Raw genomic sequence first — 17,643 nt, forward strand, 5'->3', positions numbered from 1 at the left:
TAAGTATTACTTTATCCTTTCTTTTGTCTTAATGATTCGTAACAGGTAATTGCTACAGCATTACTTAAATTTAACGAATCTATGCTTCCGGCCATAGGAATCAATGTATTCTTACCCTTCCCAATCCAGAAATCACTTAATCCGGAATGTTCTGTCCCGAATAATACGGCTGAACGCTGTGTGAAATCTTTTTTGTAAAGATCTTCAGCTGTTTCATCCATCAATGTTGTATAGATATTGAAACTGTTTTTCTGAAGGAATTCCAGGGTTTCCTCATTTTCAGCCTGGTAAAATTCCATACCGAAAAGACAGCCAACACTGGATCTGATCACATTTGGATTATAGAAATCAGTTTTTCCGTCAGCAACAATAAGAGCATCAATACCAAATGCTTCACAGCTTCTCAGAATAGCTCCCAAATTACCTGGCTTTTCTACCCCCTCTACAATAATAACTGTAGCATTAGCTTTTGGAATGTAAGAAGAAAGAGGAACTTCCTTTGCTTTGTATACTCCGATAATACCCTCTGAGCTACCTCTGTAAGCTATCTTTTCGTAAACTTTATCACTTACATAGTGAATTCGTCCTTCAGGAAGCTGTTCTTTAAAAATATCTTCACAGATAAAGAATTCTACAGGTTCAAAATCATATTGTATAGCTCTTGCATTTTCCTGTTGTCCTTCCACAACAAAAACCTTTGACTTTTTACGGAACCTGTTGTCAGTAAGAAGCTTAGTGACATTTTTTATTTTTTCGTTTTGAAAACTTTCTATCAACATTCCGCAAAATTATGCAAAATTTATGAGTGTACTTCTTTGCTTTTTATAAAAAGGCTTTTCCCAGTGATCACAAATGGTCTTTTCTTCTTCTTTTTATCATATACAATGAGACTTATTATCAGAATTATTGACAAAACTTTATAAAGATTTCCATAGAGATTCCCGGAAACATTTTCTGAGACATTGAATATCTCCCAATATAGATTCATAAAAAAATGAAGAAATACAGCTGTCCAGATATTAAAATCCTGTTCAAAATATACCCAGGTGAAAAATATAGAGCCTAAAAATGTAATGGTAAATATCTCAAAAAGTTCTATTGTATTCTGGCTCTGATATAAATGAACCTGTGCAAATAATAATGACCCCAATAAAATGGATGAAAAGAACCCGAGTCTGGTGAATCTATATAAAGTTCCAATGAGAAAGGCTCTGAATATCAGTTCTTCAAAAAATGCAGATGAGACGGTATTGATGAATAATGAATCAAAATTAATTGTTTTGATGGTTTTGAAATGCACTGCGTACCCAATTAACATGGGTAAGGTTCCGATAAAAGGGATCATATAGCCTTTAGCAGCAGATTGATGTAAAGAAAGCAGATCCAATATTTTCTTTTTGGGAAATAATACTTTCAGGGTCGTAATTATAGGAATCAAGGTAACCGTATAGGCTAATGCGTGGGCTATAGCTTTACTATGAAACAACTCTTCAGTAAAATGCTGGATGCTTTTAAAGTAAAACAGATCAAAGAAATAATAGATTACAAATCCTAAGATAAAGATTGAAAAGAAACGGATATTTTTACTCATGTTAATTATTTTGAGCAAAAATGTGGCTTTCACGGAAAAGGATCAATTTAATGTGATGAGCATCAAGAAATAGTGACCAATGACAAGCTGTTATTTTTTAAGATGTTCTAATGTTGGAATGATAACGGGTATAAAGCTTCTCGATACAGCAATATCAAAATCTATTTCCGAAAGAATCAACTTGTAACCCTGAGCATTGCCTTTCAGGTTTCTTACTTTATCAAGGTTAACAATATAGGAGCGGTGGCATCTTTTGATTGTTTGTGTCTGTACCTGTTTCAATATATTGGATAAACTTATTCTGAGCCACATTTTTTTTACAACATCCTTATCTAAATAATATAAGGCACAGTAATTTTCCATAGACTGAATACATAGGAAATCACTTTCAGGAATCATTAATTCAGTATTATTTACTGAAATAGTAAGAATGGGAACTTCAATGGTTTGCAGAGTCATATTTTCAGCCTTATTCCCATAATATTTTTTTAAATAGATATATCTTGATAAAATATAAATGGACGAAGTAGGAATGCCAACAGCCAGAGAATACAGAAACATATAACCATAATTTTCAAAACTGAGTGTTACGTGACTTATGAAGAGTGAATTATAAAAATAAGAAAGAACAGATCCCAGAAAGAGAATTAGAAATACCTTTAAGAGCTCTGATGCAATATTCCAATCTTTGAATCGGGTAGTGCAAAGACTGGATGCAAAAAATGCAGATCCGAAAATAAGAGTGTAAGGAAAGAGAATAAGGTATTTATAAGGATGATGAAAATTTTCCGTACCAAAAGGCTGGAAGACAATCAGGAAAAGGTATACCAGAGTTCCTGCTGCCATAGAGGACAACATGATCTCTTTAACCGATTGGGATTTAGGATATGAATAAGAAGTAAAAGAAAGCATACCTAAAGATTTTATCATGTATTAGTCTGTAATTTATGCAGGATTTTGATCCTTGGCTTTCTTAGAGGTAATCATAAGAAAAATACTTCCGAGCAGCAGAGCAAAACAACTTGCCATCCAAAGAAAGTATCCCGGCCCGTATCCTGTAATAGGAAATTTATGACCGGCTTCATTTACTGTAATTTCTCCAACAGACAGATAGCAGAAAGTAAGTCCAAATGCAATAAGGCTTATCACTGCTGATATTTTTACCTGCTTTAATAACAAAAAAAAAGCTCCTATAAAGAGCAGAGGATTGGCCAGCCATGCTATTCCGCCGCCTTCCATTTCTGCCCAGCCTAATAAGGCACAAGCCAGTCCGCTCATTTCATGATCCTTTGTATATACTGCCGTGAAAGGAAGTGAAGCCAAATAAAGAAGAAGAGATATTAATAGGATGAGATTTGATTTTTTCATGGCGTTATTATTTTTATTCTGTTAAATTACTGTTGTCAATAAGGCTCTGAGGAAGATCTTTTTTATTTTTAATTCCTAATGATTTCAGTTTTTGCGTTTGGATAACAAGATTGTCATTTCCCGTGTAAAGCTGCTTATAGGCATCATTATAAACGTTTTTGGCCAGGTCTATATTGCGTCCTATTTTTTCAAGGTTATCTACAAAACCCACAAATTTATCATAGAGTTTGGCTCCTCTTTCTGCAATTTCCAGAGAATTTCTATTCTGATATTCACGTTTCCACAGATCAGCAATCAGTTTTAAGGAAGTGATAAGATTACTCGGATTTAATAGCAGAATTCTTCTTTCATAGGCATAGTTCCATAGATTCTGATCTGCCTGCATAGCTGCAATATAAGCAGGTTCGCTTGGGATGAACATCATGACAAAATCCAAAGATTTACCATAATCATCATAAGCTTTCTGGCTAAGCTGCATAATATGGTTTTTGATGGAACTCAAATGCTGGTTAAGTTTCATGATATACACATCCTGATCTGTTTCATCCACCAGTTCTGTAAAAGCTGTAAGGGAAACTTTGGAGTCAATGATGACATTTCTTTCATCAGGGTACTTAACTACGGCATCAGGACGCATTTTTTTTCCTGAAAATTCAGAGAAAAGGGCTTTGTTATCTTCATCACGAAGTTCATGTTCAAGAAAATATTCTCTGCCTTTTACCAATCCTGATTTTTCAAGAATACTTTCAAGGATCATTTCGCCCCAGTTTCCCTGGGTTTTACTTTCACCCTTCAGCGCTCTGGTTAATTTTTTGGCATCTTCAGAGATCTGCTGGTTCAGTTCTGCAAGTTCTTTAACTTTTTCTGCAAGAGAGAAACGTTCTTTATTCTCTTTTTCATAAGCTTCATTCACCCTGTTTTTCAAATCTGTAATTTTCTCCTGGAAAGGTTCAAGGATGTTTTTCAGATTATTCTGATTTAAAGTAGTGAACTTTTCGGTTTTCTCTTCTAAGATTTTATTGGCAAGATTTTCAAACTGGAGTTTGGATTCTTCCTGTATTTTGGTGATTTCTTCTTTTTGGGTATTTAATAATTTTTGCAGATTTTCATTCTGAGCAGAAAGTTCAGCGTTTTTAGCAAAAAGATCCTGTTTTTCGGTAAGCAGAGCTTCTATCTGGAAATCCTGCTTTAATGCTGATTGTTTTTGTTCCTGAAACTGGATGTTCAGTGAAGAATGCTGAGCTGAGAGTTTGGCAAATTCATTTTTCAGATCGTTAAGAAGATCCTGCTGTTGTATATTGAGTTCTTTTTCTTTATTGAGATGCTGGTTCAGTTCCTGAATTTTTGCAGTTGAATTTTCAAGATCTGATTTGTTTTTAATGTGCAGGAAATTTAACTCATCATAAATACTTCTTGAAACCGTAGACGATTTCAAGGCAAAATATGAAATAATGGCTCCCAGGGCTGCGCCAACAATACATCCAATAATTAAATAGGTCATCTCCATTCTTCAAAATTAGGAAAAAAGGCTGGAAGTTGATCCCGGATATTGAATTCGCAGTTAGAATTTCAACCCATAAATAGCCTTAGCAAAAAGTTCTGGTTTGATTTGGTTTTGAGGTGATAAAAGTTAAACTATAGCTGTTTTTCCTTTTTTTTAAAGTATTTGATTGCTGGGTAATGAACAACCAATATTATTAAAAGTACTTAAGCTTCCTTCTCCTTTCTTCAGACAGAATCCCTATATTTATGGGAAATTTCAGAAATATTATGAATATCTTATTGGTAGAGGACGATCAGAGAATTAGCAGCTTCCTGTTGAAAGGACTTTCTGAAGCCGGCTATATGATAACGCTCGCAGACTCTGGTGAAAAAGCCAGAGAAATCCTTCATACCTATGATTTTGATATTATACTGATGGATATTATGCTTCCCGGACTGGATGGGATGCAGCTCACACAAATCATAAGGTTTAAAGGAAATTATACTCCGATCCTGGTTTTAAGTGCTTTGAACAGTCCGGATGATAAAATTAAAATGCTGGATCTTGGCGCAGATGATTATTTATCCAAACCTTTTCATTTTGAAGAACTGATCTCAAGGATCAAAGCACTGACAAGGAGAAATAAATTGAGCTATAAAAAAGAAGATAATCATCTGTCATGTGGAAACATTATAATTGATACAGATCTTCATAAAGTCACCCAAAATGATAAAGAGATTGAGTTTTCACCTACAGAATACAAACTTTTTACTTTTCTGATGGAAAATAAAAATAAAGTATTGAGCAGAACCCAGATTCTGCATAACGTATGGGGAATTGATTTTGACAGTTCAACGAATGTGGTGGATGTGTATATTTCCTATGTCCGCAATAAAATTGATGAATCCGGGCAGAAAATTATTCATACTGTGAAGGGAACAGGATACTTAATTAAAGATTAAAATGACGCTTAGGAGCAGATTTACACTTATTTCAAGCCTTTCATTCGGTATTGTTTCTATCATCACATCTGCGGTGATATTTTTTGCCTATTATGATAGTACAAAGATTTTTTATTTTGAAAAGCTTAGAAATACAGCTCTGATTTCTGCCATTTATTATCTTGAAAAAGATGAATTGCCCAAAGACAGACATGCCCAGATTAAACAGGAATATAAACGCCTTATTCAGAATAATCAGGTAGCCGTTTATAATCAGAATAATGAAGTGACATTTGGCCAGAATCTGGATGATAAGAATATCAGACTTTCTCATTTGCAGGCGGCCAGAAATAACAAGGGAACTCAGTTTATGTCTGATAATCAGTTTTACTACGGAATCTTTTATCCGGATAATCAGGGAGATTTTGTTGTTTTTGTAAAATCTCCGAATGATTCTTTTCAATCACAGATCTGGAGGCTCGCTATTATTATGCTTTCTGTGCTAATTATCGGGTTATTGGCCATTTATTTCTTGAGCCGGTATCTTTCAAAGGTGGTGTATAAACCTATCTCTAATGTGGTGGAAAGAATTAATAAGGTGGATTATAATAATATTTCTACGGCCATTACTTCAACCAATACCAATGATGAAATTGAGGACCTTATTAAATCTTACAATAAACTATTGGGAAGAATCTCTGAAAGTGTATTACTGCAACAGAATTTTATCAATTATGTTTCTCACGAATTTAAGACTCCGTTAGCCGCCATTTCAGGAAACCTGGAAGTATTTGCCCAGAAGGACAGAACTCCCGAGGAATATAAAAAAGTGGCCAGAGAATCTCTGGATAATGTTTATGAGATCGAGAATATACTCAACAATCTTCTTCTGATGTCAGGAATGACCAAGCTGGACTCTTCCCATAAACAGGTAAGAGTGGATGAACTTGTCTGGAAGATTTATGAAAAGCTGGATCCTAAAGCCAAAGAAAATAAATCAGGAATTAAAATTCAGCTGCAGGTTACAAAACCATCCTTGTTAGAGTTCCCAGGTAATGAAACTCTTCTATATCTGGCATTATATAATATTGTAGAAAATGCAATCAAGTATTCTTACGGTTATCCTGTAGAGATCATCTTATCTGAAAACAATAATCAATTGAATATTGAAGTAAAAGATCAGGGAAAAGGAATTCCTGCTGAAGATCTTGCTAAAATTACCGATACGTTTTACAGGGGAAAAAATGTAGAACAGATCAAAGGAAGTGGTATCGGGTTATCTTTATCTAAAAGTATTTTTGATCATCATCATGTTATTATGAAAATTGATTCTCAAGTGGATGTTGGGACGAATGTTGTGCTTATTTTTCCTTCTGATTTTTAAAAATATAATGTTTATTTCCAGGTTGGGCTAAAGCCAATGGGATTCTATTTATAGGTAGACGGATTAAAATCTATTTCTATTAATGTTATTTCCCACAGATTTACGGATTTTCACAGATATTGTGGATACTTTCCGGGGGTGTACAATAGTGATAGCTGTGTTGAGAATCTGCTTAACCTTCAAGATCTTCGGGATCCTTAAAATAATCCCAACCTGTTCTAATCAAACTCTAATGTTGCCCTAACTGAATTTTAATTTCATTCGAAATTGGCTCTAATATTTGGAGAATAGCTTTGTGGTCTTAAAATAAGAGACCTTGAAGAAGATTTTTTTTACACTATTTTATATTCATTGTTTCAGTTTCTTTTCAGCGCAGGTTTCAGATACTTTGAAGCTCAGCAGAAAAGAGGCTGAAACCATCTTCCTTGCCAATAACCTTGACCTTATTGCTCAAAAACTGGAGATTTCCCAGGCAGAAGCAAGAGCCCTCCAGGCGAAATACTGGCCTAATCCTAAGCTAAGCATCAGTGAAGTAAACCTCTGGAGAACTTATGGTATTGAAGAGCAGCCGGCATTAATCGGAAACTGGGGAAAGAATACTCAGATCTCTGCGGAAATTGAGCAGGTGATTCAGACTGCAGGAAAGCGAAGGAAAAATATTGAACTGCAGAAAATTGAAGTAGAAGGTGAAAAATATGAATTACAGGAAGTATTGCGTGAACTTAAAAAGACTTTAAGAAATTCAATTACTGAAATTCTGTACAATCAGGAGCAACAAAAGATTTATCAGGGTCAGATTGACTCCATTGAGAAATTAACAAAGTCTTATAACAACCAATTAAACCTTGGAAATATCAGTAAAGCTGAGTATATCCGCTTGAAAGCGCAGGAAATTGAATTCAAGAAAAAACTTGTGTCATTAAAGCAGGAAATAGAAGATCAGCAGACAGAACTGAAAGCTTTACTGATGATTCCATCCCATTCTTATCTTGTGATTTCGGATTCTTTTACCATGCCGGAAAAACAGCTTTCAGAAATTGAACTTACACAGTGGCTGGAAAAGGCAAAAGAAAACCGCCCTGATATCCTTATTGCTAAAAATAAAGAGAAACACGCTGCTAAAAATCTTGAAATTCAAAACGCATTGAAGACTCCTGATATTGCTGTTAGCATCGGCTATGATCGTGGCGGAAATATTATGAAAGACTTCATCGGATTAGGAGTTTCAGTGGATCTTCCCATTTTCGACAGGAATAAAGGAAATATTCAGGAAGCTAAGCTTGAAATAGAGAAAAGTAAAAATGAAACGCGTAAAAATCAGCTGAAGTCTGAGAATGAAATTGTTTCCGTTTTCAGAAATTATATCCGTACCCAACAGGTTTCAGAAGAAATGGATGAAGCCTATGAATCTACATTAGACGGATTATTGGTAAGCCATGAAAAAAACTTCAGACTCAGAAACATCAGCATGCTGGAATACATGGATTTTCTTGATACCTACATTGGCAATAAAATGATTATTCTGGATACCAAAAAAGAGCTTAATCAGTATTATGAGAATCTGCAATACGTTGTCGGGCAGGATTTGTAAATAATTATTAAGCGTCACTTTAAAAAAATATGAACATCTATTTATGAACATGAATACTACTAAATATATTGCTGTAATGTATCTGTCCGCCTTGGTAGTACTTACAGGCTGTAAAGAAGAGAAGCCAGCTAATGATGCAGAAAAAAGCTATTGCATCAGCCAGGAACTTAAGAAAGACATTCAACTGGCCAAGGCAGAAATACTTCCTGTTGAAGAAACCATTACCCTTACCGGAGAAGTGGAAAGTAATTCAGATAAGACGGTTCCCTTTGTAAGTCTTGTGGATGGAGTGGTTACTGATACTTACTTTTCTTTGGGCGATTATGTGAAAAAAGGACAAGTTTTGGCTTCAGTAAAAAGTACGGCAGTTAATGAAATGCAGGATGATACCCAGACGTTGCAGGCTCAGCTTGCTGTGGCTAAAAGAAAACTGGCTTCTGTAGAAGCGATGTACAAAGATGATATTGCCTCTCAGAAAGACCTTCAGGAAGCAAGAGCTGAAGTAACGATCCTTCAGTCTAATATTTCTAAAACCCAAAAAAATATGCAGCTGTATTCTGCGGGCGGGAGCACACTACAGATTAAAGCCCCGGCAGATGGCTATGTAATCAGCAAGAATATTTCCAAAGGGATGCCTGTAACGGCGGGTGGAGATCAGCTTTTTACCATTTCCAATCTGGATAAGGTCTGGGTAATGGCCAATGTATATGCTACCAACATGAGACATGTATACGTAGATCAGCCCGTAGTGGTAAAGACTTTAGCATATCCGGATGACAGCTTTTCAGGAAAGATCAACAATATTTCCCAGGTTTTTAATGAAAACGAAAGAGTATTGAAGGCTAAGATCATCATGGATAATAACGGTATGAAGTTAAGACCGGGAATGTCTGCAGATGTTGTGCTGCCTGTAAATCCGCAAAATAAATCTGCCTTAGCTATTCCTGCAAAAGCTATGATCTTCGATAATAACCAGAGCTATGTAGTAGTATATAAAAAAGACTGCGAACTGGAAATTAGACCTGTAACGGAAATTGCATCAAACAGCCGGTATATTTATGTAGAAGGAAACTTAAAACAAGGGGAAAATGTAATTGCTTCCAATGGATTGCTGATCTATGAAAACCTGAAAAACCAATTAAATAATTCTAAGAAGTAATGCGAAAATTTGTACAGAATATAGTTTCCTTCTCTTTAAAGAACTCGCTGATCGTTCTTTTAGGAACTTTCCTGTTATTAGCAGGGGGAATCTATTCTTATATACACACCCCAATTGAAGCATTTCCGGATGTTACCAACACTAGGGTAAGAGTTATTACCCAATGGCCGGGAAGAAGTGCAGAAGAGATAGAGAAGTTTGTTACGCTGCCCATTTCCAAGGAGATGAATGCTATCCCGAATAAAACTTCGGTAAGGTCTATTTCCCTGTTTGGATTATCGGTAGTTACAGTGATCTTTGATGATCATGTGAATGACTTTTATGCACAGCAGTATGCTTCCAATAAACTTGGCAATGTAGATCTTCCTGCCGGAGCAGAATACAGCATTGAGCCACCATCAGGCGCCACCGGAGAAATTTACCGGTATATTATTAAAAGTAAGCTGCCAATTAAAGAAGTAACAGCTATCCAGGACTGGGTGGTTGAAAGAGAATTGCTTGCTGTTCCCGGAGTTGCTGATGTAGTAAGCTTTGGTGGTGAAGAAAAAACATACGAAATAAAAATTAATCCTACAGAATTACACAATTACGACCTTTCCCCCCTGGATGTGTATGAAGCAGTTTCGAAGAGTAATATTAATGTAGGCGGAGATGTAGTGGCAAAAGGAGATCAGGCTTATGTAGTGCGAGGGATAGGTCTTTTGGAAAAGAAAGAGGATATTGAAAATATTCAGATTGAAGTAAAAGGCTCTACGCCTATTCTGGTAAAACACGTTGCTGAAGTTAAGGTGTCTGCAAAACCGAGGTTAGGGCAGGTAGGGTACAATAAAGAAAATGATGTAGTAGAAGGTATTGTCATTATGCTCCGTGGAGAAAATCCAAGTGAGGTTATTGCGAGACTGAAAGAAAGAATAGAAGAATTGAATGGCGGAGAGTTGCCGGGAGATGTTCAGATTGTTCCGATCATTGACCGTACAGAACTGGTGAATACAACCGTTCATACCGTTTCCAAAAACCTTGTTGAAGGAGTGATCCTGGTTTCCATTATTGTATTCATCTTCCTTTACAACTGGAGAACTACATTTATTGTGGCATCAGTAATTCCGTTGGCTTTTCTTTTTGCTATTATTATGTTGAAAATCCAGGGGCTTCCGGCCAATCTGATTTCTATGGGAGCATTAGATTTTGGACTTTTGCTGGAGGGAACACTCGTCATCGTAGAACATGTATTTGTCGCCCTCGAACTGAAGGCCAGGAAAATCGGACTCCGAAGATTTAATAAAATTTCCAAGCTTGGGATTATCAAGAAAAGCGCAGGAAGTGTGGCAAGCTATATTTTCTTTGCTTTATTAATACTGATTGTAGCTTTAATGCCAATTTTCTCTTTCCAGAAAGTAGAAGGAAAAATGTTCTCACCTTTGGCCTTTACGTTGGGATATGCCCTGCTTGGTTCTTTGATCTTGAGTTTGACCTATGTTCCGGCCATGTGTAAACTTTTATTAACCAAAAATATTGAAGAAAAAGAAAACTTTATTTCAAGATTCTTCAGAGTGAACATCTATAGAGTCTATGAATTCAGTGTTCGTCATAAAAAAGGTTTCATGATTGGTTTTGTAGCATTGCTTGCCTTATGCGGATGGAGGTTTTCAAATTACGGTTCAGAATTTTTACCTAAACTGAATGAAGGGGCTATCTATGTACGTGCCACACTCCCGAATAGTGTGAATCTGGATGAATCCGTTCGGTTAACCAAAGAGATGAAGGAGATTTTGATGAAGTATGATGAAGTGAAATTCGTAATGACCCAAACCGGACGTCCTAATGATGGAACAGATCCTACTGGATTCTTTAATATTGAATTTAATATCCAGCTGAAACCGGAAAATGAATGGAAGAAGAAAATTTCTAAGGAAGAACTTCTTGACCAAATGAGGGGTTCTCTTGAAAAATATCCGGGAATCAATTTCGGGTTCAGCCAGCCGATTCAGGATAATGTAGAAGAATATGTAGCTGGAGTAAAGGCACCGTTGGTTATTAAAATATTCGGGAATGATTTATTTCAGCTTGAAAATTATGCTAACCAGGTTGCCAATTCCATCAGGACTGTTCCGGGAATTTCCGATGTGAATGTCTTTAAAAATATAGGGCTTCCGGAACTCAGGATACAGCTTCATGATTCCAAAATGGCTAAATATGGAGTTTCCACGGCAGATGCCCAGGCAGTTATTGAAATGACCATTGGCGGGCAGGCTGCTACCAAATTCTATGAAGAAGAAAGGATGTTTGATGTGATGCTGAGATTCGAAAAAGAATACCGGGACACTCCTGAAAAAATGGGTAATATTCTCATTCCGACCCAGGATAATAAAAAAGTACCGTTAAAGGAAATAGCAACCATTGATTATCATACAGGGCCTTCATTTATTTACCGCGAAGGAAACAGCAGATACATTGGAGTAGGATTCAATATTGAGGGACGTGATCTTGGAAGTACAATTAAGGAAGCTAAAGAAAAAGTTGATAAAGAGGTGAAGCTGCCGAAAAACCATAAAATGACCTGGGCTGGTGAATTTGAAAGTAAAGAAAGAGCTGCAAAACAGTTGGCCATGGTAGTTCCTATTTCACTTGTGCTTATTCTGATGCTGTTGTATTTCAACTTCGGGAATGTAAAAGATACTTTGATTTCTTCCATTACATTGGCTTTTGCATTTATTGGCGGGTTTTTATCCCTCTGGTTTACGGGAACCATCTTCGGAATCTCAGCAGGAATCGGTTTTATTATTCTGTTCGGAGTGGCTACTATTGACGGTATTGTTCTGATTGGGGTCATGAAAGAAAACCTTCAGAACAGGCTATCACTCAAAGAAGCTATTTCAGAAGGAGTGAAAAGCAGGATCCGTCCGGTAGTAATGATTGCACTGATGGGATCTATGGGGCTTCTTCCGGCAGCCATGTCTAACGGAATGGGTTCTGAAATTCAAAAACCTCTGGCCATTATGATTGTAGGCGGATTGATTATCTGTATGCTGCTGTCATTTACCATATTGCCGATTGTGTTCTATTATGCCTATCGTAAAAAGTATAAGGAAACCATATAGTTTCTTTTTATTTGTTCATTATTTTGCCGGGATCCGTGAGGAAGATCCCGGCTTTTGTTTTAAGTTAAATGGTTTTTGTTGATTCCAGGATTTCAATATTCTTTACAATATCAATGCTTTCACATTTCTTAAATTCTTTAAGTAGGGAAGGAGTAATGATTTTAGGGTTTAAGATCTGTGTAGCAACCTTTGCTGCAGCATAATCTACAATATTAATAACCTGTTGTCTTAGAAAATTTGGGGTATTGGATGCAATAACAGCAGTTGTCCATGAAGTATCTCTCGCTTTTGAAATGGCAAAATCCAGTATGGCATTGTCTTTTCCATTGGAAAGCTGGTCAATGAGTTGTACCGGATAGCATATTTTATTCAGAGAGTCCTGTACTTTCTGATTAATGGAAGCAATCACATTATTAATATTGTCAAAATCCTTTTTTAAAGGATTGATTTTCCTGTAAGGCACAATGGAAGCCGCGGAAATTCCCAGATCCAGATTAATATGGGCATTCATGCCCAGAAAAATATGCTGTAATATAAGAAGGTCTTTATTTTTTGTGGCTTCAAAAGCAATATACCAGGAGTTGGTGCATTTTTTACCATTGCTGTAATTTTCCCATGCTTCAAGGTATCGCTGTGCAAAGGCAATATCAAGTATGGTCATTCGGGGATTATCTTCAAACTTCTTTTGTTCAATTCCTTTTAAAACCTGGGCAGTCATAATCCGGTAAGTACAGGCGAAATAGCCTGCAGGACTTTTGTTTTCCTTACACCATATGATAATTTTATCCAATTTTTTCAGGACTTCTTCAATGGTTTTCATGATAACTTTTATTTATTTTAAAGATATTCATAAATAATCGGTTAAGAAAATATTTTGTTTGGTAGCTATTAATTCCCCAAAAAATGATTTATGTCATTTTGATTTTGGCTACAAAGAATTAGTTTTATAAACTTAAAATTAAAATCATGAAAAAACTCAGTTTACTTTTCAGCAGTATTATTTTACTGTTTGCAACTTCCTGTTCAATGGAAGAATTCGAGAATTCTGCTTCAGGTGGAGATTTAAACAATGGATCAGGAAGAAGCTCGGCAAAGTTTGCCGGAGATGGTGCTTATGATGTCTTGGGCTATGGTTATAACGCAACAGGTGAATATGCTAATTCAAACTCTGCCGGATATCAGGTCATTGATATTGAAAGATTCAAGAACGAACAGGCTGGAAGATTGATTACTGATAATGTATTTTCTCAGGAATTTCTTGAAGAATATGGAGAACATGCAGAAGCTTATTCAAAAATGGTGTCTACTAAAGTGGGAGCTACGGCTGGATTCTCTTTATTTAAAAAACTCATTTCAGTTTCTTTTAGCTCTTCAGTTGTTAATAATACCAGCAATAAATTTGATGCTAAATACATTTATGGCAGTTATAATTTATTAATTAAACAAAGGAGATTTAGATTTAATGCTACTCCTACTTTACTGTCTGATTATTTGACTCCGGAGTTTATTAATGATTTACAGTCTAATAAACCTGAGCAGATTGTAAACGATTATGGAACTCACGTTGCAATAGATATATTTACAGGAGCTAAGTTAGACGTTATGTTTCAATCCGAAACAACCAATGAAAACCGTGAAAAAGCAGCTAGAGTTGGAGTTAAAGTTGGGGTAAAGAAAATTCTTGATGTAGATGTTCAGAACAACGTAGATACGTCAGAATCAGATAAAAATTATTCCAGAAAATTAACTTTTAAAACCAGAGGCGGTGATCCTTCAAAGGGACTGGTAGGAACTTTAGATCTTGAGATAGCCAATCCTAAGATTAATATTACCAATTGGCAGAATAGTTCAACACCAGCTAATGCAGTATTGGTAGAATTTGGGAGTAATGGTTTGATTCCTCTTTATGAATTCATTAAAGATCCAGTGAAAAAGGCTGAAATGAAAGCTTATATAGACAAATATTTAATTGATAATCAGGTAAGATTAACATATACAAATAGTGCAAACCTTGTTAACGGTAACTTTGTTAGAAATCCGGTTACTAATCAGATCTTTTTTATGTTTGAAAACAAGCTGAGATATATTCAAAGTCCTATGACTCTTTACGGATTGTTTAATATAACTTCTGGTGAAATTGCAACAATTAGCCCTAGTCATTTGTCAACAGTAGAACGCGGAGCTGATTTAACGCCGGATAATGATCTTAAACAGGATATCTATACTAATAAGATATATATGAGAGAAGGCAATGTTTTAAGATATATTCCAAATCTTGCTGTATATAATAAATATAGATTTAATAATAGCGCTGTTAAAAAGATATATGGTACAAGCGGCTATGTAATAGGAAGCAATATTCAATAATTTTTTAAAGAAATAATGTTAAAACAGGGATTGTCACAAAAGACAGTCCCTGTTTATATTTAATTGACTAAATATCCTGTAGGGCTTTTAGTTTTCCTTTACACCAGATAATAATTTCATCCGGTTTTTTCAGGATTTCGAACGCAAAAGCTTTAAACAGAAAATAGTAAAGTCTATCAATGGTGGTGAGTACACCAATTGTGAAGTTTCATTAGAATATGAGTTTGCAAGCCAGGGTATACTTTCTGCAGCAACCCGTATTGCTGTGTACAGGTAAGAAAACCTTATATATGTATTTTTTTAAGGGATAAAATATTAAGGCTTCTCCTTTGCAATTTCATCATGGTGTTTAAGATAAAGAGGCAGAGCTGCTGATCCATACCAGGGGAAAACTTCATAGCTGAAAACTCCTGCCTGAACTGCAGGATCTGTTTTTACCCACTGCTCAGCTTCTTCTTTAGATTTGGTGTTGAAAATAAACATTCCACGGTAGTTTTCCTTATTCTTTTCCAGGAAAGGGCCTGCCACCACAATTTTTCCTTCTTTAGCCAGTTTGCCTATGTTTTCCATATGTCCTTTCATTAAAGAACTCATTTGGGTTTTATCTTCAATTTTTGCAGTACCGGTTGTCAGCATAACAATAGTATAAGGCTTCATACCATATTGGTCTGCTCCTAATGAAGCGGCCAGTTCCTGATTATATTCAGGTTTTTCTGCTTTCTTTTCCTGGGCAGAAGATAGTGCTGCTATAAGGAAGACTGAGGGTAATAATATTCTTGATTTCATCTTGGTTTATTTATATAAATATAATAAAAACCTTACAGATTTCAGAGAATTGGAATTTCAAATACCATGTGACACAAAAAAACCTCGATAGCACCGAGGTTATATCTAATTGTGTGGATATGTTAATCTTTTATTCTCAAAAACTCCTTAGCCAGCTCTATCATTTTTGGATCTCCTGTATATTTTCCATGTTCATCAGAAAGTTTTACAGTAGGGATCCATTCCTTATTAGGAGCCTGTACTCCGATAAGTTTCATTACAATGTTCATTGGTTTTAATCCCACATCATTTGTTAGGTTGGTTCCTATTCCAAAGGAGATCCCTATTTTTCCTCTGCAGTAGTTAGTGATTTCCTCTACTTTTTCAAGATTTAATGCATCAGAGAAAATGATATATTTAAACATAGGGTTAATGCCGTTTTTTTGATAGTGGGCAATGGTTTTATCAGCAAACTCCAACGCATCACCACTGTCATGACGTACACCGTCAAATAATTTTGCGAATTTTTTATCGAACTGCTGGAAGAAAACATCCGTAGTATACGTGTCGGAAAGAGCTACCCCCAGATCACCTCTGTATACATCCACCCAATGCTCCAAAGCCAGTTCATTAGCCATTTTGAAACCATATTCAGCAGCATGGAACATAAACCATTCATGAGCATGAGTTCCGATAGGTTTTACCCCGTACTTCATCGCAAAATGAACATTGGAGCTTCCGATAAAAGTTGAGTCCTTTTTCTGCGTTAAGGCTTCCATTACCAGATTCTGTACCTTATAGGAATGTCTTCTTCTGGTTCCGAACTCAGCAAATGTTACTCCAAGCCTGCCTAACGAATCTGCCTTCTCAATAGTTTTGCTCATTACCACTTCATTGGAATCTCTTTCCATATGGTTCATGTCATAGTGCAATTCACTGATTAATGCCAGTAATGGAACTTCCCAAAGAATGGTTCTGTACCACAGCCCTTCAACAATTACGGAAAGGTCTCCGCCTTCCTGGCGGATTTTCACTTCAGAAGGATCATAATGGTAGCCCTCCAGGAAATCCAGATAAGGAAGATCAATATAAGGACATGTTCTTGCCATGAATTTCTTTTCATCCTTAGTAAGTTTCAGTTCAGCCATTTTATTAACAGCTTCCCTTAAGGCCACATCAAAACCTTCAGGAAAATGGTGTTTTCCTCTGTTAATAAATTCATATTTAACAATAGAACTTGGGAATAGTTTTACCACTGCATTTTGCATGGTTATTTTATAGAAATCGTTATCCAGGATAGAGTTGAGTCTTACGTCATTCATAATATGTGTAATTTTAACGCAAATATAAAAATTAAAAATAAAATCGCCTAAATGTAAGGCGATTTTTTTGAATTATTTTGATGGTCCTGCCGTTTATTTCCCCAAATAAGAATTGTACATCCAAACTTCTTTCTCCTGCTCAGTAATATAGTCGCTCATCTGAGAATTGGTACCTTCGTCACCAGCCTGGTCTGTAATATCTAAAAGCTCTCTCTGAAGATCAATTACTACTTTGAACGAGCTAAGGATTTGCTCAACACTTTTAGTTCCGTCAGTTACCTCCTTGCTTTCTTTAATGGTGGCTACTTTTAAATAATCAGAGTAGTTGTGCGCAGGAGTGGCTCCCAATGTCAGGATTCTTTCTGCAATTTCATCAATTTTTAAAACTAAGCTATTGTAAAGTTCTTCAAATTTCGGGTGAAGTGTGAAAAACTGATCTCCTTTAATGTTCCAGTGGGAACCTCTTGTGTTCTGATAGAATACAGAGTAATTGGCTAAAAGTACATTTAATTTTTCTGCTATTTTTTTGCAGTCGGCTTCTTTAAGTCCTATAATACTTGCGTTTTTCATAAGT

At 35.9% G+C, this 17,643-nt stretch carries 15 protein-coding genes; 6 read left to right on the plus strand and 9 right to left on the minus strand.

Annotation, left to right across the window (positions count from 1 at the left end; all coding sequences use genetic code 11):
• Positions 1–11: 11 nt before the first annotated feature.
• The 5 genes from EG339_RS07595 to rmuC form a co-directional block, all read right to left on the minus strand.
• A complete protein-coding gene (locus EG339_RS07595) occupies positions 12–779 on the minus strand; it encodes a TrmH family RNA methyltransferase (protein WP_123869683.1) in 768 nt (255 codons plus the stop codon).
• Positions 780–799: 20 nt separating this feature from the next.
• The gene (locus EG339_RS07600; RefSeq protein WP_123869684.1) at positions 800–1,591 is read right to left on the minus strand and encodes a CPBP family intramembrane glutamic endopeptidase; all 792 of its coding nucleotides are present in this window, start codon (positions 1,589–1,591) and stop codon (positions 800–802) included.
• A 90-nt stretch (positions 1,592–1,681) separates the two neighbouring features.
• Positions 1,682–2,521, minus strand: a complete 840-nt coding sequence (locus EG339_RS07605; RefSeq protein ID WP_123869685.1) for a LytTR family DNA-binding domain-containing protein — start codon at positions 2,519–2,521, stop codon at positions 1,682–1,684.
• 15 nt (positions 2,522–2,536) lie between these two features.
• Entirely contained in the window at positions 2,537–2,959 is a 423-nt protein-coding gene (locus EG339_RS07610; RefSeq protein WP_123869686.1) for a hypothetical protein, read from the minus strand.
• Positions 2,960–2,972: 13 nt separating this feature from the next.
• Positions 2,973–4,460 carry a DNA recombination protein RmuC gene (gene rmuC / locus EG339_RS07615; protein ID WP_123872633.1) on the minus strand — a complete coding sequence of 496 codons (1,488 nt, stop codon included), beginning with the start codon at positions 4,458–4,460 and terminating at the stop codon, positions 2,973–2,975.
• 269 nt (positions 4,461–4,729) lie between these two features.
• Between rmuC and EG339_RS07620 the strand changes: the two genes are divergently transcribed.
• The 5 genes from EG339_RS07620 to EG339_RS07640 all read left to right on the plus strand — a co-directional run bounded on the left by EG339_RS07620 (position 4,730) and on the right by EG339_RS07640 (position 12,615).
• Positions 4,730–5,404, plus strand: a complete 675-nt coding sequence (locus EG339_RS07620; RefSeq protein WP_123872634.1) for a response regulator transcription factor — start codon at positions 4,730–4,732, stop codon at positions 5,402–5,404.
• A gap of 1 nt (position 5,405) precedes the next feature.
• Positions 5,406–6,767, plus strand: coding sequence for a HAMP domain-containing sensor histidine kinase (locus EG339_RS07625; protein ID WP_123869687.1), 1,362 nt, complete (start codon positions 5,406–5,408; stop codon positions 6,765–6,767).
• Positions 6,768–7,083: 316 nt separating this feature from the next.
• Positions 7,084–8,358 (plus strand): TolC family protein, encoded by a 1,275-nt coding sequence (locus EG339_RS07630; protein WP_123869688.1) that lies wholly within the window; start codon positions 7,084–7,086, stop codon positions 8,356–8,358.
• 43 nt (positions 8,359–8,401) lie between these two features.
• Positions 8,402–9,517 carry an efflux RND transporter periplasmic adaptor subunit gene (locus EG339_RS07635; protein ID WP_123869689.1) on the plus strand — a complete coding sequence of 372 codons (1,116 nt, stop codon included), beginning with the start codon at positions 8,402–8,404 and terminating at the stop codon, positions 9,515–9,517.
• A complete protein-coding gene (locus EG339_RS07640; RefSeq protein WP_123869690.1) occupies positions 9,517–12,615 on the plus strand; it encodes an efflux RND transporter permease subunit in 3,099 nt (1,032 codons plus the stop codon). Before EG339_RS07635 ends, EG339_RS07640 begins: the two co-directional genes overlap by 1 nt.
• A gap of 64 nt (positions 12,616–12,679) precedes the next feature.
• Here EG339_RS07640 and EG339_RS07645 read toward each other — a convergent pair whose 3' ends face one another.
• Positions 12,680–13,435, minus strand: a complete 756-nt coding sequence (locus tag EG339_RS07645; protein ID WP_123869691.1) for a DUF5995 family protein — start codon at positions 13,433–13,435, stop codon at positions 12,680–12,682.
• Between the two features lie 146 nt (positions 13,436–13,581).
• Here EG339_RS07645 and EG339_RS07650 point away from each other — a divergent pair, with 146 nt between their 5' ends.
• Positions 13,582–14,982 (plus strand): MAC/perforin domain-containing protein, encoded by a 1,401-nt coding sequence (locus EG339_RS07650; protein ID WP_123869692.1) that lies wholly within the window; start codon positions 13,582–13,584, stop codon positions 14,980–14,982.
• A 315-nt stretch (positions 14,983–15,297) separates the two neighbouring features.
• Here EG339_RS07650 and EG339_RS07655 read toward each other — a convergent pair whose 3' ends face one another.
• The 3 genes from EG339_RS07655 to EG339_RS07665 form a co-directional block, all read right to left on the minus strand.
• The gene (locus tag EG339_RS07655; protein ID WP_123869693.1) at positions 15,298–15,768 is read right to left on the minus strand and encodes a YciI family protein; all 471 of its coding nucleotides are present in this window, start codon (positions 15,766–15,768) and stop codon (positions 15,298–15,300) included.
• A gap of 122 nt (positions 15,769–15,890) precedes the next feature.
• Positions 15,891–17,069, minus strand: a complete 1,179-nt coding sequence (gene pncB, locus EG339_RS07660; protein WP_123869694.1) for a nicotinate phosphoribosyltransferase — start codon at positions 17,067–17,069, stop codon at positions 15,891–15,893.
• Positions 17,070–17,162: 93 nt separating this feature from the next.
• The gene (locus EG339_RS07665) at positions 17,163–17,639 is read right to left on the minus strand and encodes a Dps family protein (RefSeq protein ID WP_066695912.1); all 477 of its coding nucleotides are present in this window, start codon (positions 17,637–17,639) and stop codon (positions 17,163–17,165) included.
• Positions 17,640–17,643: the final 4 nt, after the last annotated feature.

This window comes from Chryseobacterium bernardetii, from assembly GCF_003815975.1.
Classification (GTDB): domain Bacteria; phylum Bacteroidota; class Bacteroidia; order Flavobacteriales; family Weeksellaceae; genus Chryseobacterium; species Chryseobacterium bernardetii.